The 17,617-nt window shown below is 60.7% G+C and carries 14 protein-coding genes; 9 read left to right on the forward strand and 5 right to left on the reverse strand.

Annotation, left to right across the window (positions count from 1 at the left end; all coding sequences use genetic code 11):
- Nucleotides 1-93 precede the first annotated feature (93 nt).
- From HER32_RS02455 to HER32_RS02475, 5 genes are all read left to right on the forward strand, one after another.
- Nucleotides 94-1,386 (forward strand): PepSY-associated TM helix domain-containing protein, encoded by a 1,293-nt coding sequence (locus HER32_RS02455; protein WP_168680266.1) that lies wholly within the window; start codon nucleotides 94-96, stop codon nucleotides 1,384-1,386.
- Nucleotides 1,387-1,487: 101 nt separating this feature from the next.
- Nucleotides 1,488-2,534, forward strand: a complete 1,047-nt coding sequence (locus HER32_RS02460) for a bile acid:sodium symporter family protein (protein ID WP_168680267.1) — start codon at nucleotides 1,488-1,490, stop codon at nucleotides 2,532-2,534.
- A 103-nt stretch (nucleotides 2,535-2,637) separates the two neighbouring features.
- Nucleotides 2,638-4,002 carry a T9SS type A sorting domain-containing protein gene (locus HER32_RS02465; protein ID WP_168680268.1) on the forward strand — a complete coding sequence of 455 codons (1,365 nt, stop codon included), beginning with the start codon at nucleotides 2,638-2,640 and terminating at the stop codon, nucleotides 4,000-4,002.
- Between the two features lie 105 nt (nucleotides 4,003-4,107).
- Nucleotides 4,108-4,566 carry an ankyrin repeat domain-containing protein gene (locus HER32_RS02470; protein WP_149069237.1) on the forward strand — a complete coding sequence of 153 codons (459 nt, stop codon included), beginning with the start codon at nucleotides 4,108-4,110 and terminating at the stop codon, nucleotides 4,564-4,566.
- A gap of 188 nt (nucleotides 4,567-4,754) precedes the next feature.
- Nucleotides 4,755-5,672 (forward strand): pirin family protein, encoded by a 918-nt coding sequence (locus tag HER32_RS02475; protein WP_168683193.1) that lies wholly within the window; start codon nucleotides 4,755-4,757, stop codon nucleotides 5,670-5,672.
- Nucleotides 5,673-5,724: 52 nt separating this feature from the next.
- Here HER32_RS02475 and HER32_RS02480 read toward each other — a convergent pair whose 3' ends face one another.
- Both HER32_RS02480 and HER32_RS02485 read right to left on the reverse strand, forming a co-directional pair.
- Nucleotides 5,725-7,296, reverse strand: a complete 1,572-nt coding sequence (locus tag HER32_RS02480; RefSeq protein ID WP_168680269.1) for an ABC transporter permease/substrate-binding protein — start codon at nucleotides 7,294-7,296, stop codon at nucleotides 5,725-5,727.
- Complete coding sequence (locus HER32_RS02485) at nucleotides 7,293-8,246, reverse strand: ABC transporter ATP-binding protein (protein WP_168680270.1); 954 nt, start codon at nucleotides 8,244-8,246, stop codon at nucleotides 7,293-7,295. Before HER32_RS02485 ends, HER32_RS02480 begins: the two co-directional genes overlap by 4 nt.
- A 104-nt stretch (nucleotides 8,247-8,350) precedes the next feature.
- Between HER32_RS02485 and HER32_RS02490 the strand changes: the two genes are divergently transcribed.
- Both HER32_RS02490 and HER32_RS02495 read left to right on the forward strand, forming a co-directional pair.
- Nucleotides 8,351-9,211 carry a hypothetical protein gene (locus HER32_RS02490; RefSeq protein WP_149069234.1) on the forward strand — a complete coding sequence of 287 codons (861 nt, stop codon included), beginning with the start codon at nucleotides 8,351-8,353 and terminating at the stop codon, nucleotides 9,209-9,211.
- 266 nt (nucleotides 9,212-9,477) lie between these two features.
- On the forward strand, nucleotides 9,478-9,717 hold the full coding sequence (locus HER32_RS02495) for a hypothetical protein (protein ID WP_168680271.1): 240 nt from the start codon (nucleotides 9,478-9,480) through the stop codon (nucleotides 9,715-9,717).
- 128 nt (nucleotides 9,718-9,845) lie between these two features.
- Here the strand turns inward: HER32_RS02495 and HER32_RS02500 are convergent, their stop codons facing one another.
- The 3 genes from HER32_RS02500 to ygiD form a co-directional block, all read right to left on the reverse strand.
- Entirely contained in the window at nucleotides 9,846-12,494 is a 2,649-nt protein-coding gene (locus HER32_RS02500; protein ID WP_168680272.1) for an MGH1-like glycoside hydrolase domain-containing protein, read from the reverse strand.
- 285 nt (nucleotides 12,495-12,779) lie between these two features.
- A complete protein-coding gene (locus HER32_RS02505) occupies nucleotides 12,780-12,965 on the reverse strand; it encodes a hypothetical protein (RefSeq protein ID WP_168680273.1) in 186 nt (61 codons plus the stop codon).
- Between the two features lie 44 nt (nucleotides 12,966-13,009).
- Nucleotides 13,010-13,843, reverse strand: coding sequence for a 4,5-DOPA dioxygenase extradiol (ygiD, locus tag HER32_RS02510; RefSeq protein ID WP_168680275.1), 834 nt, complete (start codon nucleotides 13,841-13,843; stop codon nucleotides 13,010-13,012).
- A gap of 589 nt (nucleotides 13,844-14,432) precedes the next feature.
- Here ygiD and HER32_RS02515 point away from each other — a divergent pair.
- On the forward strand, nucleotides 14,433-15,533 hold the full coding sequence (locus tag HER32_RS02515) for an SGNH/GDSL hydrolase family protein (protein WP_168680276.1): 1,101 nt from the start codon (nucleotides 14,433-14,435) through the stop codon (nucleotides 15,531-15,533).
- Between the two features lie 97 nt (nucleotides 15,534-15,630).
- Nucleotides 15,631-17,430, forward strand: a complete 1,800-nt coding sequence (locus HER32_RS02520; protein ID WP_168680278.1) for a glycoside hydrolase family 9 protein — start codon at nucleotides 15,631-15,633, stop codon at nucleotides 17,428-17,430.
- The last annotated feature ends 187 nt before the right edge of the window (nucleotides 17,431-17,617 follow it).

Below are 17,617 nucleotides of genomic sequence, written 5' to 3' on the forward strand. Positions count from 1 at the left end.
GTGAGTGAGGTGAAAGCCCGGAAGGATATCGGCTGCAACCGACTGACTTCCGGGTTTTCTGCCGCCCTTCGCCTACCTCCTTTCTCGGTTTCGATGAACATCTTCTTTCGTAATATTCACCTCTACCTCAGCCTGGTTTCGGGGCTGGTTATTGCCGTGGTATGTTTCACGGGCGCCGTACTGGTTTTTGAGAAAGAACTGGAGCAGGCCTGGCACCCGGAGCGCTACTACGTGGCGGCCCCAGCACCGGCCGCTACGCCTTTGCCCCTGGCCCGGCTGATGGACGCCGTGCGCGCCTACAAGCCCGACGCCAAAATCACGGGGGTGAAAGTATACACCGACCCCGCCCGCACGGTGGAGTTTAGCCTAGCTGGTGCACCTAGCGGGCCAAATGGTGACCGAAAAAGGGAGGGCGCCCGCCCGGCAGAGGGCGCGCACGGGGAAAGTGCCGGTCCAGCCAGCCAATCGAAAGAAGGCCAGGTCGGTAAAAAGGAACGGGGCGGCAAAGGCGGGGAAAAAGGCGGCGGCGAAGGAGGCCGCGGCCCCGTGGTGTTCGTGAACCCCTACACAGCCGCCGTGACTGGGGAGTTGAATTACCGCGAAACCATTTTCTTTACCATGATGGCCCTGCACCGCGGCATGGTCGGCGGCGAAATCGGCAAGCTCATCGTGGGCATCAGCACCGTGATGTTCCTATTCATTATCGGGACGGGGCTGGTGCTGTGGTGGCCGGCTACGCGCAAGGCCCTTAAGCAGCGGCTGCGCGTGAAATGGGGCAGCGGCTGGAAGCGCCTCAACCACGATTTACACATCGTGCTGGGCTTTTACGCAGCCCTGTTTTTGTTCGTGTTTGCCTTTACGGGGCTGGCGTGGTCGTTTGAGTGGTTCAACAAGGGTATCTACGCCGTCACGAACTCGCCCATGCAGCGCCCCGAGCCACCGGTTTCAGTAGCAACACCCGCTACCCCAGCCGCCCCAGGGGCACCCGTCGCGCTATCAGTTGAGGCGGCTATGGTCCGCGCCCGGCAGCTGGCCCCCAATGTGGTGTACTACGCTCTGCAGCTGCCCAAAGACGCCGCCGGCAGCATTCGGGTGGCCACCCTGCGGCCGGACGCCACCTACGAAAACGCCACCGATGAAGTGTACCTCGACCAGTACAGTGGCCAGGTGCTACGCCAGCAGACCTACGAGCAGCGCAATCTGGGACAGCGGGTGCGGGGTATGTTTAAGCCGGTGCACACGGGCGCTATTTTCGGCTGGCCTTCCAAGATCATCAGCCTGGTGGTGTGCGTGCTGGGCTTCACGTTCCCGATTACGGGTACTATTCTGTGGCTGAACCGCCTGCGCAAGCAGCGCCGCAAGGAGCAGCAGCTTGTGGCGGCCTAAAGCCCGGCTACTGGGGCCGGCAGCAACCGCTACCCGGCCGCGCATCGTACTTTTGAAAGCGCCGGGCGGCCCTGCCCGGCGCTTTTCTGTTGCTTTCTGCCATGCCCGAACCCGCTGCTCCCATTGCCACCCCGCCCGCTTCCGCCGAAAACTACCTGGTGGCCCTTTTGCGCCGCGCTGGCCTGCTCGACTGGTTTCTGCTGGGGCTGCTGGGGGCCGTAGGGCTGGCCTATCTTATCCCCGAAGCCGGCAGCAAAGCCAGCCCCATTCCCTGGTTTATCATCACCAAGGGCGGCGTGGCGTTGATCTTTTTTTTCTATGGCCTGCGGCTTAGCCTCGACAAGCTGAAAGCAGGCCTGCGCAACTGGCGGCTGCACGTGGTGGTGCAGGCCATTACCTTTCTGGTGTTTCCGCTGTTGGCGCTGGCCGTGCAGCCACTTTTCGGGGGAGAGAAAGGCGCACAGCTCTGGCAAAGCATCTTTTTCCTGTGTACCCTGCCCAGCACGGTTTCTACTTCGGTGGTGATGGTGAGCATAGCGCGGGGTAACCTGCCGGCCGCCATTTTCAACGCCAGCATCAGCAGCTTGCTGGGCATCGTACTCACCCCGCTCTGGACCAGCTTTGTTTTGCACACCTCCGCCGATGGCGGCCACCTCTGGGGCTTGGCGCTCAGCCTCACCTGGCAGGTAATCCTGCCGGTCGTAGCCGGGGTGCTGCTTAACCGCCGCTGGGGGGCTTTTGCCGAAAAGCACAAAGGCGCCCTGCGCCTCTCTGATCAGGTGGTGATTCTGCTCATCGTTTTCACGGCCTTTTGCGAGTCGTTTGCGGAAGGTATTTTCCGCAGCTATGCGGCCCGCGACATTGGGCTGCTCGGCTTGGGCATGGTGGCGCTGTACCTACTCATTTTTGGGGCCGTGTGGGGCCTGAGCCAGCTGCTGGGCTTCTCGCGCGAAGACCGGATTACGGCCTTATTCTGCGGTTCCAAAAAGTCGTTGGTGCACGGCAGCGTCATGGCCAGCCTGCTGTTTCCGGCGGCGGCGGGCACGGGCCTGCTGCTGTTGCCCCTAATGCTCTACCACGCGCTGCAAATCATTCTGGCCAGCATGATGGCCCAGCGCATGGGCCGCCCGGAAGCCACCCCGAGTTAGGCGGGGGCCGGATGGTTGCACGGCCCGGGTTCACATGTACATGTGTTTTCTACTGATTAGCTGATGGCTAGGTTTGTGCTTCCTTCTGCATTCCTGCCTTGCTATGAACCCCCTTCTTGCCGCTTATCGATGCACGCTCGTGGTACTGGCACTGCTGCTTGGCGGCTCCGTCCAGGCTCAGCGCTTCTGGCTTACCACCCGCGACTTTCCCCTCGGCCCCAAAACGGGTTTAATAGCAACCAACGATTCCACCCTGTTCACAGCCGTTGCAGCAGGTGTATTGCGCACCACCAACCAGGGCCGCAGCTGGGCCCTGGCGCTGCGCACTGCCCGCCCCGTTTACTGCCTGCATACGACCCGCGCCGGAGTGGTACTGGCCGGCGGCCTGGGCAAAGTCTACCGTAGCTTCGATGCCGGCACTTCCTGGGATTCAGTAGCTCTGGCTACGCCTTACCCCATTAGCACCCTGCTAGAGCCGGCCCCGGGCGAGCTACTGGCGGGCACGGGCATGCTGGACTTTGACCAAGGCTACCTGGGTAGCGGAGTTTTTCACTCCACGAACAATGGGCAGACCTGGGAAGCGCGCAACGTGGGCCTGGGGACGGGCCGGTACGTGAACCGCCTAGCGGCCGATGGCGCGGACCGCTGGTACCTGAGCATTACGGACGAAACCTCTGCCCGGCAGCCGGGCTTGTACGTTTCCACCAGCCACGGCCAGCAGTGGCAGTTTGTGCCCTTGCGTGTCAAGGGCTTCGAGGGCACCCTGACCCCTTACCAGATTACCGCCCTGGCCGTGAGCCCCCAGGACTCATTGCTGGTGAGCTTTGAGGGCTCCGGCGGCAACTTTGCCGTTAGCCTCAACCTGAGCAAACGCCTGTCGGACCTAACGGATGCGACCGTGTCCTGGACGGTGCACCGGGCCATTGGTAGCTCCCACTGGTGGGAAAGCGCCTTGCTCACCAATATGCACTTTGCCCGCAACGGCGACTGGTACAGCTCCTGCAAAGGCAGCCTAAATACGGGTGCCACGTTGGTTTCCAAGGACCGGGGCCAGACCTGGACGAAGGTAGCGGCGGGCCTGGGCCTAACCCAATACAATAACCGACTGCCCCAGTCCTTCGTGGAGGCTTCCGATGGTAAAATTCTGATGGTGCAGGATATGGATGAGCGGGTGTACTGGACCGATGCGAGTGTAGTAACGGCTACGGCCCGACCTCAGCGCGGTCAGCTTTCGTTTTATCCCAATCCGGCCACCAGCGTTATTCGGCTGGATAACCGCACCGGACAATCGGTGCAGCAGGTGGTGCTCTTCGATACCCAGGGGCACCAGGCAAGAACCTACGGGGCCGCTGCCCTTCAAGCAGCGCAGGCGCTGAGTCTTGCCGGCTTGTCGCCGGGCCTGTATCTGGTTTCTGTTCTATTTTCCAATGGAAAGTCTTCCCAGCAGCGTATCCTGAAACAGTACTAAAACCCTGAGGTAGCAGGTCATATTTTTACAGCCTGGAATGCAGCCCAAAACAGGCTTCTGTGTATTTTTGAAGCTTGTTTCACTTCTATACTTCATTTTCCCGGCATGAGAAAAGTCTTTCTTCTTTTCGCCTTATTTTTTGGCTTTATCACCTTCGCGCAGGCTCAGTCGCACTCCAAGGAATTGTTCACGGCCGTTATTAAGAACAAGCCCGCCGACGCCGACGCCTTGCTGACCGCCGGGGCCGATGCCAATGCACCCGTGGAGATGATGCCCGGCTTCCCGACCACCTTCCTGATCATGGCGGCCGGCAGTGGCCATTTAGAAGTCGTAAAAGCCCTGGTAAAGCACAAAGCCCAGGTAGACAAGCCCGACTCCTTTCAGGCCACGGCTCTGATGGCCGCCGCAGCCAATGGCAGCTTAGAGGTCGTTGCCTTCCTATTGGCCAATGGTGCCAACCCCCGAGCCAAAGACAAAGACGGCAAAGATGTGCTGGCCAGTGCCAAAGAGGGCGGCAACGCCCAGGTAATTGCCTTAATCGAGCAAAAGTTGAAAGCCAGCTAGCTGTTTGCTGCTGCGTACGCCTACCACCGCCCGGGCCGGACTAGGTAGTCCGGCCCGGGCGTTTTTTTGGCGGGTGGCGCCTGCGTTTCTACGCGAAAAACCGTTATTTCAGCTTTGCTTGCGCCCTTGGCAAGGCAACTGGCGTAGCGACTAACGCCTGATTCTCCGTTTCCTTACGCCCATGTGTGATGCTGGACTTAGTGATTGATGCGCGCCCCGCGGCCCTCAGTGCCGGCTTTGAAGTTCGGCGCATCCTCCCCTACCGGCTGCGCCGGATGCTAGGCCCGTTCATTTTCATGGACCATGCCGGCCCGGTACACCTCGCGCCGGAGCAATTGCCCAACCTGGATGTGCTGCCCCACCCGCACATTGGCCTGAGCACCGTGAGCTACCTTTTCGGGGGGCAGGTAACGCACCGCGACAGTCTGGGCGTGGAGCAGGTCATCCGGCCGGGTGAGGTAAACTGGATGACGGCGGGCAGCGGCATTGCCCACTCCGAGCGGTTTGAAGACCCGGCGACCCTGGCCGGCGGCGCCCTCGAAATGATTCAGACCTGGGTAGCTTTGCCCGAGGCCGATGAGGAAAGTGCCCCGTCGTTTACCAACTACCAGCCCCAGGAGCTGCCCATCTTCACGGATAGCGGGGTTTGGATGCGGCTGATTGCCGGCGACGCCTTCGGTCTGCATAACCAAGTACGCACCCATTCTCCGCTGTTTTATCTGCACGTGGTGCTGCAGCCGGGTGCCCGGTTTGGCCTGCCCCGCGGCTACCCCGAGCGGGGAGCCTACGTTGCCAAAGGCAGCCTGGAGGTGAATGGCCGCACGTACACCGCCGGACAGCTGCTGGTTTTCACGCCGGGCATCGACCCTGTATTGGTGGCTCCCATGGCCTGCACACTTATGCTGCTGGGTGGTGAGCCCCTGGGGGAACGGTTTATCTGGTGGAACTTCGTTTCTTCCCGGCGTGAGCGTATTGAGCAAGCCAAAGCCGACTGGCAAGCCGGCCGCATTGCCCTGCCGCCTAACGACAACGCCGCGTTTGTACCCTTGCCCCAGGACCGCACCCGACCGGCCGGCTCCACCCCACCCCCGCAGCCGCTTTCCTAAAGCGGCCATCGCCATGGCACCGGGAAGCAGCGCCGGTTAGCTGGGTGGTCAGCTAGTGCCCCAGGTAGCTTCCCAAATCCGACAACGACTCAATTTCCAGCTCCTGCGCTTGGCGGCGGCGCATCAGCAAGGCGTAGGTATTGTTGAAACCCAGAGGCGGCAGCCACTCCAGCCCGTAGCGCCGCCGAAACTCCCGCTGCACGTAGGCAAATACTGCCGCGGGCTTGCCCCCCAGCGAGTCGATAGTTGCCGGGGCGGGTTGCAGCAGCACCTGCAGGCCCGTGCCGGTGTACTCGGGGTACATATCGATGGCGCCACTGCGTAGGGCTTCGAAACAGATGGTTGTACCGCCCAGGCCGGTCTTGGTTTCCACGGCTAGATTGGTGCCTCCCCGAATGAGAGCCGCGTACATTTCTACCAGAATATATTGCTCCGCAAAAATCTTAGAGCCCAGTCGCACCACGGCCGCGCCCGGTACGGCAGGCCTTGGGGCCCGCCAGAGGCCGCGCTGCCGCAGAAAGGCTTCGGCCACCGTGCGGGGTTCCTGATGGAGGTAGTCTACGCGGTAGTTGAGCTCCGTCATGGCCGAATCGGTGAGTTGGCCCGTAAGGCGGTCAAAAATGGCACCCAGTTCCGGGTGGGCCCGCAGCAGGGCCGGGCGCACCACCGGAGCCGCGTAGTAAGGCGGGAACACGCGTTTGTTGTCGCGCAGCACCTGCAAGCCGTAGGCCCGGATGCGGCCATCGGTCGAGTAGCCATCAATCACGTCTACGTCGGCGTGGCGCGCGGCCTCGTAGACCAACGCCGGGGCCAGCACCACGCTCGCCAGGTGGCGCAGCCCGTAGGCGCGCTGCAGGCCCGGCAGGCCATCGGCCCGCCCCACAAACTCGGGGCTGAAGCCTGCCTGCAGCCGGCTTGTGGCCCGGGGCAGCAGGTAGAGGGCGCCCAGCAGCGGCAGCAATACCAGCAGCCCCGCGCCCACCTTCGCCAAACGCTGAGTGGTGAGTTTTTGCAGACTGGCCAGCGCGGCATCAAACGCCAACGCCAGCGCGGCCGCCGGCAAGGCGCCCGCCAAAATCATAACCGGGTTGTTCAGAGCAATGCCGCCGAAGATGAACTCACCCAGCCCACCGGCCGCTACGTAGGCCGCCAGCGTGGCCACCCCCACCCCAATCACTGTGGCCGTGCGGATGCCGGCAAACAGCACCGGCAAGGCCAGCGGCAGCTCTACCCGGCGCAGCACCTGCCAATCCGTAAAGCCTAGGCCCCGGGCCGCTTCAACCACGGCCGGGCTTACACCCTGAATGCCGGTCACCGTATTGCGAATGATGGGCAGCAGGGAATACAGCAGCAAGGCCAGAATAGCCGGCCGGGGCCCGATGCCGAGCAGCGGAATCAGGAAGCCGAGCAGGGCAATGCTGGGCACCGTTTGCAGGATACCGGCTAGCCCCAGCACCGCCGGGGCCCAGCGCGGCCGGCGCGTGAGGCCAATACCCACCGGCACGCCCACTAGCACTGCCAGCAGGAGCGCCGCCGCCGTGAGGCCAATGTGTTGCAGGGTTTGCTCGCCCAGCTTGCCTGCCTGCAATTGCCAGAAAGTCAGCAGCTCGGTTAGCGTTTTCATGCCTGCTGCGTTTGGATGGTTTGTTCGAAGGCCTGCATGAGGGCACCGATGCCGAGGCCGGCCTTGCTTGGCTGGTGATTGGCGTTTGCGGTCAGCTGCTCCAGGGCAGCCTGCAGCGTGGTGTGCGGGGTAAATGGGTTTGGTACCGAACTGGGCAGAAAAGGCTGCACATCGGCCAGTGTGAGGGTACGCAGCTGCAGCTGCAGCCGCTCGGCCGCAAAAAACCGGCGCACGAACTCATTCGCTGGTCGGAAAAGCAGTTCCCCGGGCGAACCCAGCTGCTGCACCCGCCCGGCATCGAGCAGCAGAATCCGGTCGGCCAGTTCGAAGGCTTCTACCACGTCGTGGGTCACCAGCACCACTGTGGTCCGGCGCAACTCCTCCAGCTCCCGGAAGTCGCGGCGGATCTGCACGCGGGTGACGGGGTCGAGGGCGCCGAAGGGTTCATCAAGCAGCACAATGGGCGGCTGGGCGGCCAAGGCCCGGGCCAAGCCCACCCGTTGCTGCTGCCCCCCCGACAGCTCGTGCGGCAGGCGGGCCGCAAATCGTTCGGGCGGTAAATGCAGGCGGTGGAGCAGTTCGTTGGTGCGCGCCGCTATGGCCGCCGGAGCGTGGCCGAGCAGGCGCGGCACTGTGGCTACGTTGTCGGCCACGGAGTAGTGCGGGAGCAAACCCACCTGCTGAATAACGTAGCCCATGCCACGGCGCAGCACTTCCGGTTGCTGCCCGCGCACTTCCTGCCCGTTTATTTCTACGGTGCCGGCATCGGGCTCCACCAGCCGGTTGAGCATTTTGAGCAGGGTGGTTTTGCCGCAGCCGCTTGGCCCCAGCAGCACCAGCGTTTCGCCGGCAGATACAGCAAAGGAAACATCCTGGACTACGGTGTGGGAACCGTAGCGTTTGGTAAGGCCCGCCGCGCGGATAACGGGAGCAGCATCAGATTCAGCCATAGCAGGGCAGCAAGATACACCGGGGTGTCTGTTCACATCCTTATGTGATGGCAGGGCGAAGTGATTTTTCGCAACTTGCCGCTCTGTTCTTCTTCTACTTTGCTATGAAACAACCGGTTGTGCTGCTTTTAGCAGCCCTGTGGCCCGCTACGGCGGCGCTGGCCCAAATCACCACGCCGCAGCCCTGCGACCAGCAGCTGCGGAGCTACGCCACTCCCCTGCCGGCCAAACCCGCCTGGACGTACACGCGGGCTCTGCCAGCGGGCGGCAGCGTGTATTACTTCGGGGCGGAGCACTCCCAGGATGCCGCGCACGCCCAGTTTGCGCGCATTAAGGAAGCCTTTGCACAGGCCAAGCCCACCGTTGTGCTATTCGAAGGACCCAACCGCGGGGCCGATTCTACCGAAACGGCTACCATTGCCCGGCTCGGGGAATCGGGGTACGTGCGCTTTCTGGCCAAGCAGCAAAACCTTCCGGTGGAGTCGCTCGAAAACCCCGTGGCTGAGTATCAGTACCTGAAAAGCAAGTTTGACTTGGAGCAGCTGAAGCTGTTCTACCTGTTGCGCGAAGCTCAGCGGCTGCGCACCCGCACCAAGGCCTCGCCCGAGCAAATTACCAAGGCCATGGAAACCCTGCTGGCCAAAAGTGCCCAGATGCTGCCCGGCTCCGACCAGGTAATCCGGACCGTACCGGAGCTGGCAGCGGCTTACCAAAAGTACTGGCCCGCTGGCGGCAACTGGTGGGAGGCCCCCGCGGCCTGGTTTGACCCCATGGCCTCATCGGCCAGCACCGGGGGCAAGTTCACCAACGACATCAACCGGGCCTCCAGCGAGTTTCGCAACCTGTACATGTACCGCCTTATTGCCGATAAGGCCCGGGCCGGGCAGCGGGTGTTTGCCGTGGTAGGCCGCAACCATGTGCCGGCTCAGGCCCCCGCCCTCGATTGCGCACTTTCCGTGAAATAAGGAATGGCCCCGCCGGCTTGGTGCTAGCGGAGCCAGGACGGGCGCAGGGAACAGAGGCCCCGGTTCACTAAAAGATGATTTCAAGCCATAGGAAAGACATTTTTTGGCCGACATCATGATTTTTTTATTGGCTTAGCAGCTAGGATTTTACCTTCCTAACTCCCGCCAACATCTAATTTCATCTATTCTTAACCCAAATAATACGCGTATCAGGAACTATCCACCTGACCTTTGGCTTTTGCAGCCAAACATTTACCCACCTCTATATGCTTGACATGCAGCTAGCTAATGCGGGATTTTACCGAATAGCCTGGCCTGAAACAACCGAAAAACCCGGTACTACCTACGTACGGACCGGTTCCCGCGAAGTGGTGCGGGTATTTGTAACCCAGTGTGCCTCGGAAGTGGAGGTATACGCCGGCGGCCTGCGAAACGGGCAACTGGTTTTTCGCGGCTCCCCGGAGTCGGCCGCAAGCCTGCGCTACTTGGTCCATCAGCAGAACTAACCTTCTTGTATGTAGCTACCCCTACTTTTCTGCCGGAGTCGCCGGTGTCACCCTATCACCCCCACCTACCTAAAACGCCCGACAGCCTGCGCTGCCGGGCGTTTTTGCGTTTTCGGCTACCACCACATCTATGAATAAGCCCGCTGCTGGAGCAGGCGCACAATCAGGCCGGTCCAGCCGGTTTGATGGTTGGCGCCCAGGCCGTGCCCGTCGTCGCCGTGGAAGTACTCGTGGAAGAGCAGGTAGTCCTTGAAATTGGGGTCGGTTTGCAGTAGCTCGTCTTGGCCGAAGGCGGGGCGGCGGCCTTTCTCGTCCTTGAGCAGAATTTTAGTTAGCCGACTGGCCAGCTCCATGGCTACTTCCTGGAGGTTCAGGTAGTTGCCCGAGCCCGTGGGGCACTCTACTTTGAACTTGTTGTCGTAGTAGAAGAAGTAGCGCTGCAACGACTCCACGATGAGGTAGTTGATAGGAAACCAGATAGGGCCACGCCAGTTGCTGTTGCCCCCAAACATGCTGCTTTCGGCCTCGCCGGGCACGTACTGCACGGTAAAGTCGGCCTCGGCGGTGCTGAAGATGTAGGGGTGCTCCTGGTGGTAGCGGGAAAGCGCCCGGATGCCATAATCGGCCAGAAACTCGGTTTCGTCGAGCATGCGGGCCAGTAGGCGCTTGAGACGGGAGCGGCGCAGCAGCCCCAGCAGGTGGCGGGCCCCCTTGCCGGGCTCCTGCCAGCGGCTGACCAGCTGCGCCAGATGGGGCCGGTTGTCGATCAGCCAGCGGGCCCGCTCCGTAAATTCGGGCATGGAATTCAGCAGCTCTTCGTCGATGACTTCCACCGCAAACAGCGGAATCAGCCCCACGATGGAGCGCACTTTCAGGCGGGTGCGGGCCCCGTCGGGGGTGTGCAGCACGTCGTAGTAAAAGCCGTCTTCCTCGTCCCAGAGGTTGAAGCGCCCGTCGCCGCCGCGCGTCATGGCATCGGCAATGTAGAGGAAGTGCTCGAAGAACTTGCCGGCCATTTCCTGGTACACGGGGTTGGTTTTGGCTAGCTCTAGGGCCATGCGCATCATGTTCAGGGCAAACATGGCCATCCAGCTGGTGCCGTCGCTCTGCTCAATCTTGCCGCCGGTGGGCAGCGGGGCCGAGCGGTCGAACACGCCAATGTTATCCAAGCCCAGAAAGCCGCCCTCAAAGATGTTGCGCTCGTCGCGGTCTTTGCGGTTTACCCACCACGTGAAGTTGAGGGCCAGCTTATGGAAGACTGACTCCAGAAAGGCCCGGTCGCCGCGGCCTTCGTTGAGCTTGCAGTCCATCTTGTACACCCGCCAGGTAGCCCAGGCATGTACCGGCGGGTTCACGTCGTTCAGGTTCCACTCGTAGGCCGGGAGCTGCCCGCTGGGGTGCATGTAACGGTCCTGAACGAGCAGGCGCAGCTGGGTTTTGGCAAACTCGGCGTCAACCATGGCCAGCGGTACGCAGTGGAAGGCCAGGTCCCAGGCCGCGTACCAGGGGTACTCCCACTTGTCGGGCATGGAGATAATGTCGGCGTTGTAGAGGTGGCGCCAGTTGCTGTTGCGCCCCCGCCGCCGGTAGTCCCCCGACACATTCTCCCCGGCCTGGTCCCCGTCGAGCCACTTACTCACATCGTAGTAGTAGTACTGCTTGCTCCAGAGCATGCCCGCAAAGGCCTGCCGCTGCACGTTGCGGGCATCGGCGCCAGCCTCGGCCGGTAGGCCTTCCTGCAGGCAGTCGTAAAACTCGTTGGCTTCCTGCTGGCGCGTCCAGAACAGGTGGTCGAAGTCGGCAAAGGGTGCGTCCTGCCAGGGCTGGCTGAGGCGCAAGCGCACGGTGCGGGCCTCGCCGGCGCCCACGCTCAGCACGTATTGAGCCGCGGCTTTGGTACCGGTTTGCGCAGGGTTGATGGCTTCCTCGTCGCCCTCCACCACAAAGTCATTGATGCCGTCCTTAAAGTAGTGGCCCTCGGCCTCAGCGGGCTGCCCATACAGGCGGGCTCCGTTGGTGTCGTTGTCGCAGAAGAGTAGCCGGGGCGCGTCGTCGCAATAGAGGTGGTAGTGGCCCAGCAAGGGGTGCTCGGCGTGCACGGCACCCGGCTGCGACTGGTGCATGTGGGGGCGCTTAGCGCCATATTCCCAGCTCCAGGTGTTGCGGAACCAGAGCTGGGGCAACACCTGCACGGTGGCGCGCTTGGGCCCGCGGTTGTGCACCGTCACCTTTATCAGGATGTCCTCAGGTCCGGCTTTGGCATACTCCACAAACACGTCGAAGTAGCGGCTCTTGTCGAACACGCCGGTGTCGAGCAGCTCAAACTCCGGCTCCTGGCGGCTGCGGCGGGCATTGGTTTCTACCAGCTTCCGGTACGGAAATTTCCGCTGCGGATACTTGTAGAGCATTTTCATGTACGAGTGCGTGGGCGTGCTGTCGAGGTAGTAGTACAGCTCTTTCACGTCTTCGCCGTGGTTGCCCTGCCCGTTGGTGAGGCCAAACAGGCGCTCCTTCAGCTGCTTATCTACCCCATTCCAGAGGGCCACCGAGAAGCAAAGCAGCTGCTGGTCGTCGCTGATGCCCCCCAGGCCTTCTTCGCCCCAGCGGTAGGCCTTGCTGCGGGCCATATCGTGGGACACGTAGTCCCAGGCGTTGCCATCGGCACTATAGTCTTCGCGCACCGTGCCCCACTGCCGCTCGGTGAGGTAGGGTCCGAATTTCTTCCAGGGAATAAGGTGTGTGGTTGTATCCTGTAGGCGTTGTTGTTCCTGCGTCATAAGCGTAGCACTGGCTCCAAGCGCCAAGGTACGCGGGATGCGCTCAGGGGTTGAAGTGGTGCTTTATTGACATATAAGATTTTGCTATTATTTACTAGTCTTTAGACTAGAATCTATTCGACAGCAAACTGGCAAGTAAGCTAATCCGAGTAGATATAGCTTTCATCTTCCATATCTGGCGTGTTCATGGCTTACGCACGAGCTTTACATAAATATGATAACACAGCACCAATAACACTTTGCTTGAAACCGGTTTTAGTCTCTCAATCCCAGTCCCGTAAAAAGTTAGAGCGTAGGATTTCGTGCCTTAGCCAGCTGCTCCATTCTCTCCTCTAACAGTTCTAGCATCCGGTCATCTTCCAGATAAAAGAGCTTTGGGTTGTGCTCACCAGTCATGGCTATCACCATGAGAAGTTGCCCCAGCCGAAAATCAGGATGGTCTAGCCAGAGTTGCTCCAGCTTCTCGATCATAGGTTTTATCTCGCTTTATCTCTCATATCAGTCAGTGCTTATTTCTACCCCACCACAAAGGTGCGCATGCTCATGCCGCCGTAGCTTACTTCCTCGTAGGCGTGGCGGATGTCGTCTTCGGGCTCGGCCAGGGCCAGGCTGTAGAGCATGGGAATGTAGTGGTCGGGGGTAGGTACGGCGAGGGGGCCGCTGGCGCCGGCCTGCTGGTAGTGGGCCAGGGCCAGCAGGTCGCGCTGGTCGATGCGGGCTTTGGCCCAGGCATCAAACTCCGAGGCCCAGGCGTAGGGCGTGGCATCGTCCTGCATGAACTTGGGCATGCTCTGGCGCAGGTTGTGCACGATGTTGCCGCTGCCCAAGATGAGCACTCCGCGCCGCCGCAGAAACTGCAACTGCCGGGCCAACTCGGCGTGGTAGGTAATGGGCTTGTAGTAATCGATGCTGAGCTGGAACACCGGAATATCCGCTTCCGGGAAAAGGTGGTGCAGCACCGTCCAGGAGCCGTGGTCGAGGCCCCACTCGTCGGTAGGATGTGCATCGGGCAGGGCCTGGAGCACTTCCTGAGCTACGTCGGGGGCGCCGGGCGCGGGGTACTGCATGTCGAAGAGCTCCTGCGGAAAGCCCCCGAAGTCGTGGATGGTTTCGGGCCGCTCGTTCACGGCCACGAAGGTGCCCCGCGTAAGCCAGTGCGCCGACACCACCAGGATGGCCCGGGGCGGCTGGCGGTTGCGGATATCGAGGCCCAGCTGGCGCAGAGTTTGGGTGAACGGGTTATCGGCCAGGGCATTCATCGGCGAGCCGTGCCCCACGAACAGTACGGGCATCTTGGCGGTTTTCTGGAAGCTGCTGGCGGTAGTATGGAGGTCTTGCAGTGAGTTCATGGCACAAACAACGGGCAGCAAACCAAGAAGTTGAAGAAAGTGGCGCCGCTGCATGAGGTTATCGGTTTCAACGAACCCAAAAGTACCCAGCGTCGTGCGGTGTCGCCTTGATGTAGGATAAGAAATGTGGAATAATGCCGTAACCCACCCTGCCGAATTACGCGGCCCTGCCTATTGAAAGCGGGCTGCGCGCCGACTGGCGGCGGGCTTACTGGTCTGGTCGTAAATGTGAGGCCGAGCCTGTGGGCGCGGTGGCGAGGCGGCGGGGATAGCAGGCCGGGTAGGCAGAGTACGGCAAACTTCGTTAATATTGCTCACGGCAGTAAGTCTTCCAACACTCCGTTTCCATAACAGGAGACTGACTTGCGGGCGAAGTGCTGCTACCGCACCTTACTGGTAATAGCGTTGCCGCAAGTGCTGATTTCAAGCTGCCGCACTTAAGGCGTCTGCCGCTCGTTGGCAAGCGTTTTCGTTGCATCGAGCCGGGGTCCGTCCCGGCGCAGCATTCCGGACAGCTGCCTGGCACTATCACCGATAGCGCAGCGCCTCCTCAACTGCCTTTCTCCCCCTTAAGCATTACGTACTACGCATGAAACCCCTCACGTTATATTTGCTAATAGGTTTTAGCTGCGTCTCCGCCTGCTTCTCCCTGCCTCGCACCGCCCCCAAAGCACCGGTTACGCTGCCGGCCACGGCCTTGAAGCCTTACGGCCGGTTTTGGATAAACAAGGAAATGCAGCTGGAGCTGATCAGCTCAGCAGCGCATTTTGGCTTTCGCTTCGAAGGCAGAGAATGTAAAGTCTTTGCCTCCTTGCCGGGCGGCCAGGACCATAATTACCTGCAGTACGCGCTGGATGGGGTATACCAGAAGCGCCTTAAGGTTGGAAAAACGACTACTCCGCTTGTAATCACGGCCGCCAACGCGGGCAAGCACACAGTCTGGATTTACAAGGCTACTGAGGCACACACAGGTCCTATTGCCATCGAAAAAATTCTGGGCGAAAACCTGCATACGCTCCCTAATCCAACCGCTCCCCTGCTTGAGTTTATCGGCAATAGCATCACCTGCGGCGCGGCGTCCGACGCGTCAGAAGTACCCTGCGGCACCGGTCAATACCATGATCAGCACAATGCCTACCAGGCCTACGGCCCCCGGGTGGCGCGGGCGCTGAACGCCAACTTTCTGCTGAGCAGCGTCAGCGGTATTGGCATCTATCGCAACTGGAATAGCGATGCGCCCACTATGCCTCAAGTATACGAAAACATTGATTTTCAGCCGAATACCCCCTATCACTGGAATTTTGCAACCTACTCGCCTGCGGTAGTTAGCCTTGCGCTTGGCACCAACGACCTAAGCAACGGCGACGGCAAAACGCCTCGCCTCCCATTCGACAGCGCCCGGTACGTGAGCACCTACGTGCAGTTTATCAAGTTGGTAAAAACCAAGTACCCCAGGGCCCGCATTGCGCTGCTAAGTAGTCCCATGATAACTGGGAGAAACCGTACGCTCCTGCAGAACTGCCTCACCGTTGTCAAGCAGAAAACAGATGCCAACTATCCCGCTGATCAACCTGTAGCTACCTATTTCTTTCAGCCAATGCAGCCCAGGGGCTGCACCAACCACCCCAGCGTGGAAGACCATGCGCTGCTTGCGAAGGAGCTGGTGCCCTTCTTTAAAAAACTCCTATAACGGCAACCGGTAGTTGAGTTTCCGCTGATCAGTCAGCTACTACGCTCTATAGTAACGCCGCACTTAACCAAAGTCCATCATGCAACTGGCTACCCGAATGCAAGGCAGTCTAGGACTGCTAGGATTATTGCTTTTAATCAGCCTTTCTTCCCTTAAGGCGCAGCAACACACCGATAGTATTCGGCTTAACCAAGTTGGCTTTTACCCACATGGCCCAAAGCGGGCAGTAGTGCTCGGGGCGAAGCCGGGCAAGTTCTTTATTGTTACCGCTGATCTTCACCACACGGTTTACACCGGGTACCTGCGCACCACGCCAGGGAAAAAAGCGTTTGTCGCGGACTTTTCGGCTTTCCAAGCGGCTGGCACCTATTCAGTGCAGGTGCCAGGCATTGGCTTGTCTCATCCTTTCCAGGTTCGCGGGCAGGTACACGCGGAGGTGGCCCGCGCCGCCCTGAAAAGCTACTATTTTCAGCGGGCTTCTACGGCCTTGCCCCCGCGCTACGCGGGCCAGTGGAGCCGCTCGGCAGGGCACCCCGATACGGCGGTCCTGGTGCACCCGTCGGCGGCTTCGGTAGCGCGGCCCAGTGGCACGGTTCTGCACTCCCCCCGTGGCTGGTACGATGCTGGCGACTACAATAAGTATGTTGTCAACTCGGGCATCACGCTCGGTACGCTGCTTGCTCTCTACGAAGACTTTCCGGCATACTGTGAAAGGCTGCGCACGAATATTCCGGAAAGCACCAACCAGTTACCCGATGTACTGGACGAAAGCCTCTGGAACCTCAGGTGGTTGCTCTCGATGCAGGACCCGCACGATGGGGGTGTCTACCACAAACTCACGAATGCCTCCTTCGACGCCATGGTGATGCCGGCCGCCGCCCGCAGTCCCCGCTACCTGGTGCAGAAAAGCACCGCCGCCACCCTCGACTTTGCCGCCGTAATGGCCCAGGCCAGCCGCATTACCCGCCGCTTTGCCGCCCAGGTACCCGGCTTGGCGGACTCTTGCCTCCGGGCTGCTACTTCTGCCTGGCAATGGGCTGAAGCGCACCCGCAGCTGCACTACCGGCAAGCCGAAATCAACCGGAAAGCGGCGCCGGTCATCAGTACCGGCGAGTACGGGGACGAAGACCTGAGCGACGAGGCCCTGTGGGCGGCTACTGAGCTGTACATTACTACCGGCCAGGCAGCCTACTTCGAAGCTATGCAACCAGCGCTTCGGCAAGCCCCCGCAGTGCCCAGCTGGGGGCAGGTGCAGGCACTGGCCTTTTACACGTTGGCCCGGTTCCGCCCCCAACTGCCGACCCACACGCAGCAGGAGCTTAAATTCGTCGACCAACAATTGCTGGCCCTGGCTGATACCCTGGTCGCCGGTGGTGCTCAGCGCCCCTACCAAACGCCGATGGGCCATCGATTAAGTGACTTTAACTGGGGCAGCAACGCCAACGCGGCCAACCAGGGCGTTGTGCTGATACAAGCGTTCCGCCTCAGTGGAAACCGGCAGTATCTGCGGGCTGCTTTAGACAATCTGGATTACCTATTAGGGCGCAATGCCACGGGTTACTCCTTTGTCACGGGCTTCGGCTCGAAACCACCCCAGTTTCCCCATCACCGTCCCTCCGCAGCCGATAACGTCGTGGCACCAGTCCCGGGCTTGTTGGTTGGAGGGCCCAATCCTGGGCGCCAGGATGGCTGCCAGTACCCCTCCCAGCAGCCGGACCAGGCCTACGTAGATCAATTGTGCTCCTATGCCTCCAATGAGGTAGCCATTAACTGGAATGCCCCCCTCGTGTACCTGTCGTCTGCTTTGGAGGCCCTGGCAGACAACCTGGACGCGGCGACCCGCCGGTCCGGCAAAAGTCAGCACAAGCCTGGCGGGCAGGTCACCCGAAAACCGTAAGCCCGCCTCTCCCCCGTCTGGCGGGCACCTGAAAGCCCTGCGCTAGCCCGCCCAGCTAAAGGCGGCTGGTTAGGGCAGCGCCGTTCACTGCCCCTTCCCTACTGGCTAATTAAAGCACTATGGGGATAAAAAGCATTTAAAATTAACTTGCTAAATCGATTTAGCCTACGTAGATTTCCCGACTAGT

The organism is Hymenobacter sp. BT18 (assembly GCF_012273015.1).
Lineage (GTDB): Bacteria > Bacteroidota > Bacteroidia > Cytophagales > Hymenobacteraceae > Hymenobacter > Hymenobacter lutimineralis.

Bases quoted from the DNA above. Each gene is read 5' to 3' on its own strand.
- HER32_RS02455 (WP_168680266.1), top strand. From the start codon at position 94: ATGAACATCTTCTTTCGTAATATTCACCTCTACCTCAGCCTGGTTTCG.
- HER32_RS02460 (WP_168680267.1), top strand. From the start codon at position 1,488: ATGCCCGAACCCGCTGCTCCCATTGCCACCCCGCCCGCTTCCGCCGAA.
- HER32_RS02465 (WP_168680268.1), top strand. From the start codon at position 2,638: ATGAACCCCCTTCTTGCCGCTTATCGATGCACGCTCGTGGTACTGGCA.
- HER32_RS02470 (WP_149069237.1), top strand. From the start codon at position 4,108: ATGAGAAAAGTCTTTCTTCTTTTCGCCTTATTTTTTGGCTTTATCACC.
- HER32_RS02475 (WP_168683193.1), top strand. From the start codon at position 4,755: ATGCTGGACTTAGTGATTGATGCGCGCCCCGCGGCCCTCAGTGCCGGC.
- HER32_RS02480 (WP_168680269.1), bottom strand. From the start codon at position 7,296: ATGAAAACGCTAACCGAGCTGCTGACTTTCTGGCAATTGCAGGCAGGC.
- HER32_RS02485 (WP_168680270.1), bottom strand. From the start codon at position 8,246: ATGGCTGAATCTGATGCTGCTCCCGTTATCCGCGCGGCGGGCCTTACC.
- HER32_RS02490 (WP_149069234.1), top strand. From the start codon at position 8,351: ATGAAACAACCGGTTGTGCTGCTTTTAGCAGCCCTGTGGCCCGCTACG.
- HER32_RS02495 (WP_168680271.1), top strand. From the start codon at position 9,478: ATGCTTGACATGCAGCTAGCTAATGCGGGATTTTACCGAATAGCCTGG.
- HER32_RS02500 (WP_168680272.1), bottom strand. From the start codon at position 12,494: ATGACGCAGGAACAACAACGCCTACAGGATACAACCACACACCTTATT.
- HER32_RS02505 (WP_168680273.1), bottom strand. From the start codon at position 12,965: ATGATCGAGAAGCTGGAGCAACTCTGGCTAGACCATCCTGATTTTCGG.
- ygiD (WP_168680275.1), bottom strand. From the start codon at position 13,843: ATGAACTCACTGCAAGACCTCCATACTACCGCCAGCAGCTTCCAGAAA.
- HER32_RS02515 (WP_168680276.1), top strand. From the start codon at position 14,433: ATGAAACCCCTCACGTTATATTTGCTAATAGGTTTTAGCTGCGTCTCC.
- HER32_RS02520 (WP_168680278.1), top strand. From the start codon at position 15,631: ATGCAAGGCAGTCTAGGACTGCTAGGATTATTGCTTTTAATCAGCCTT.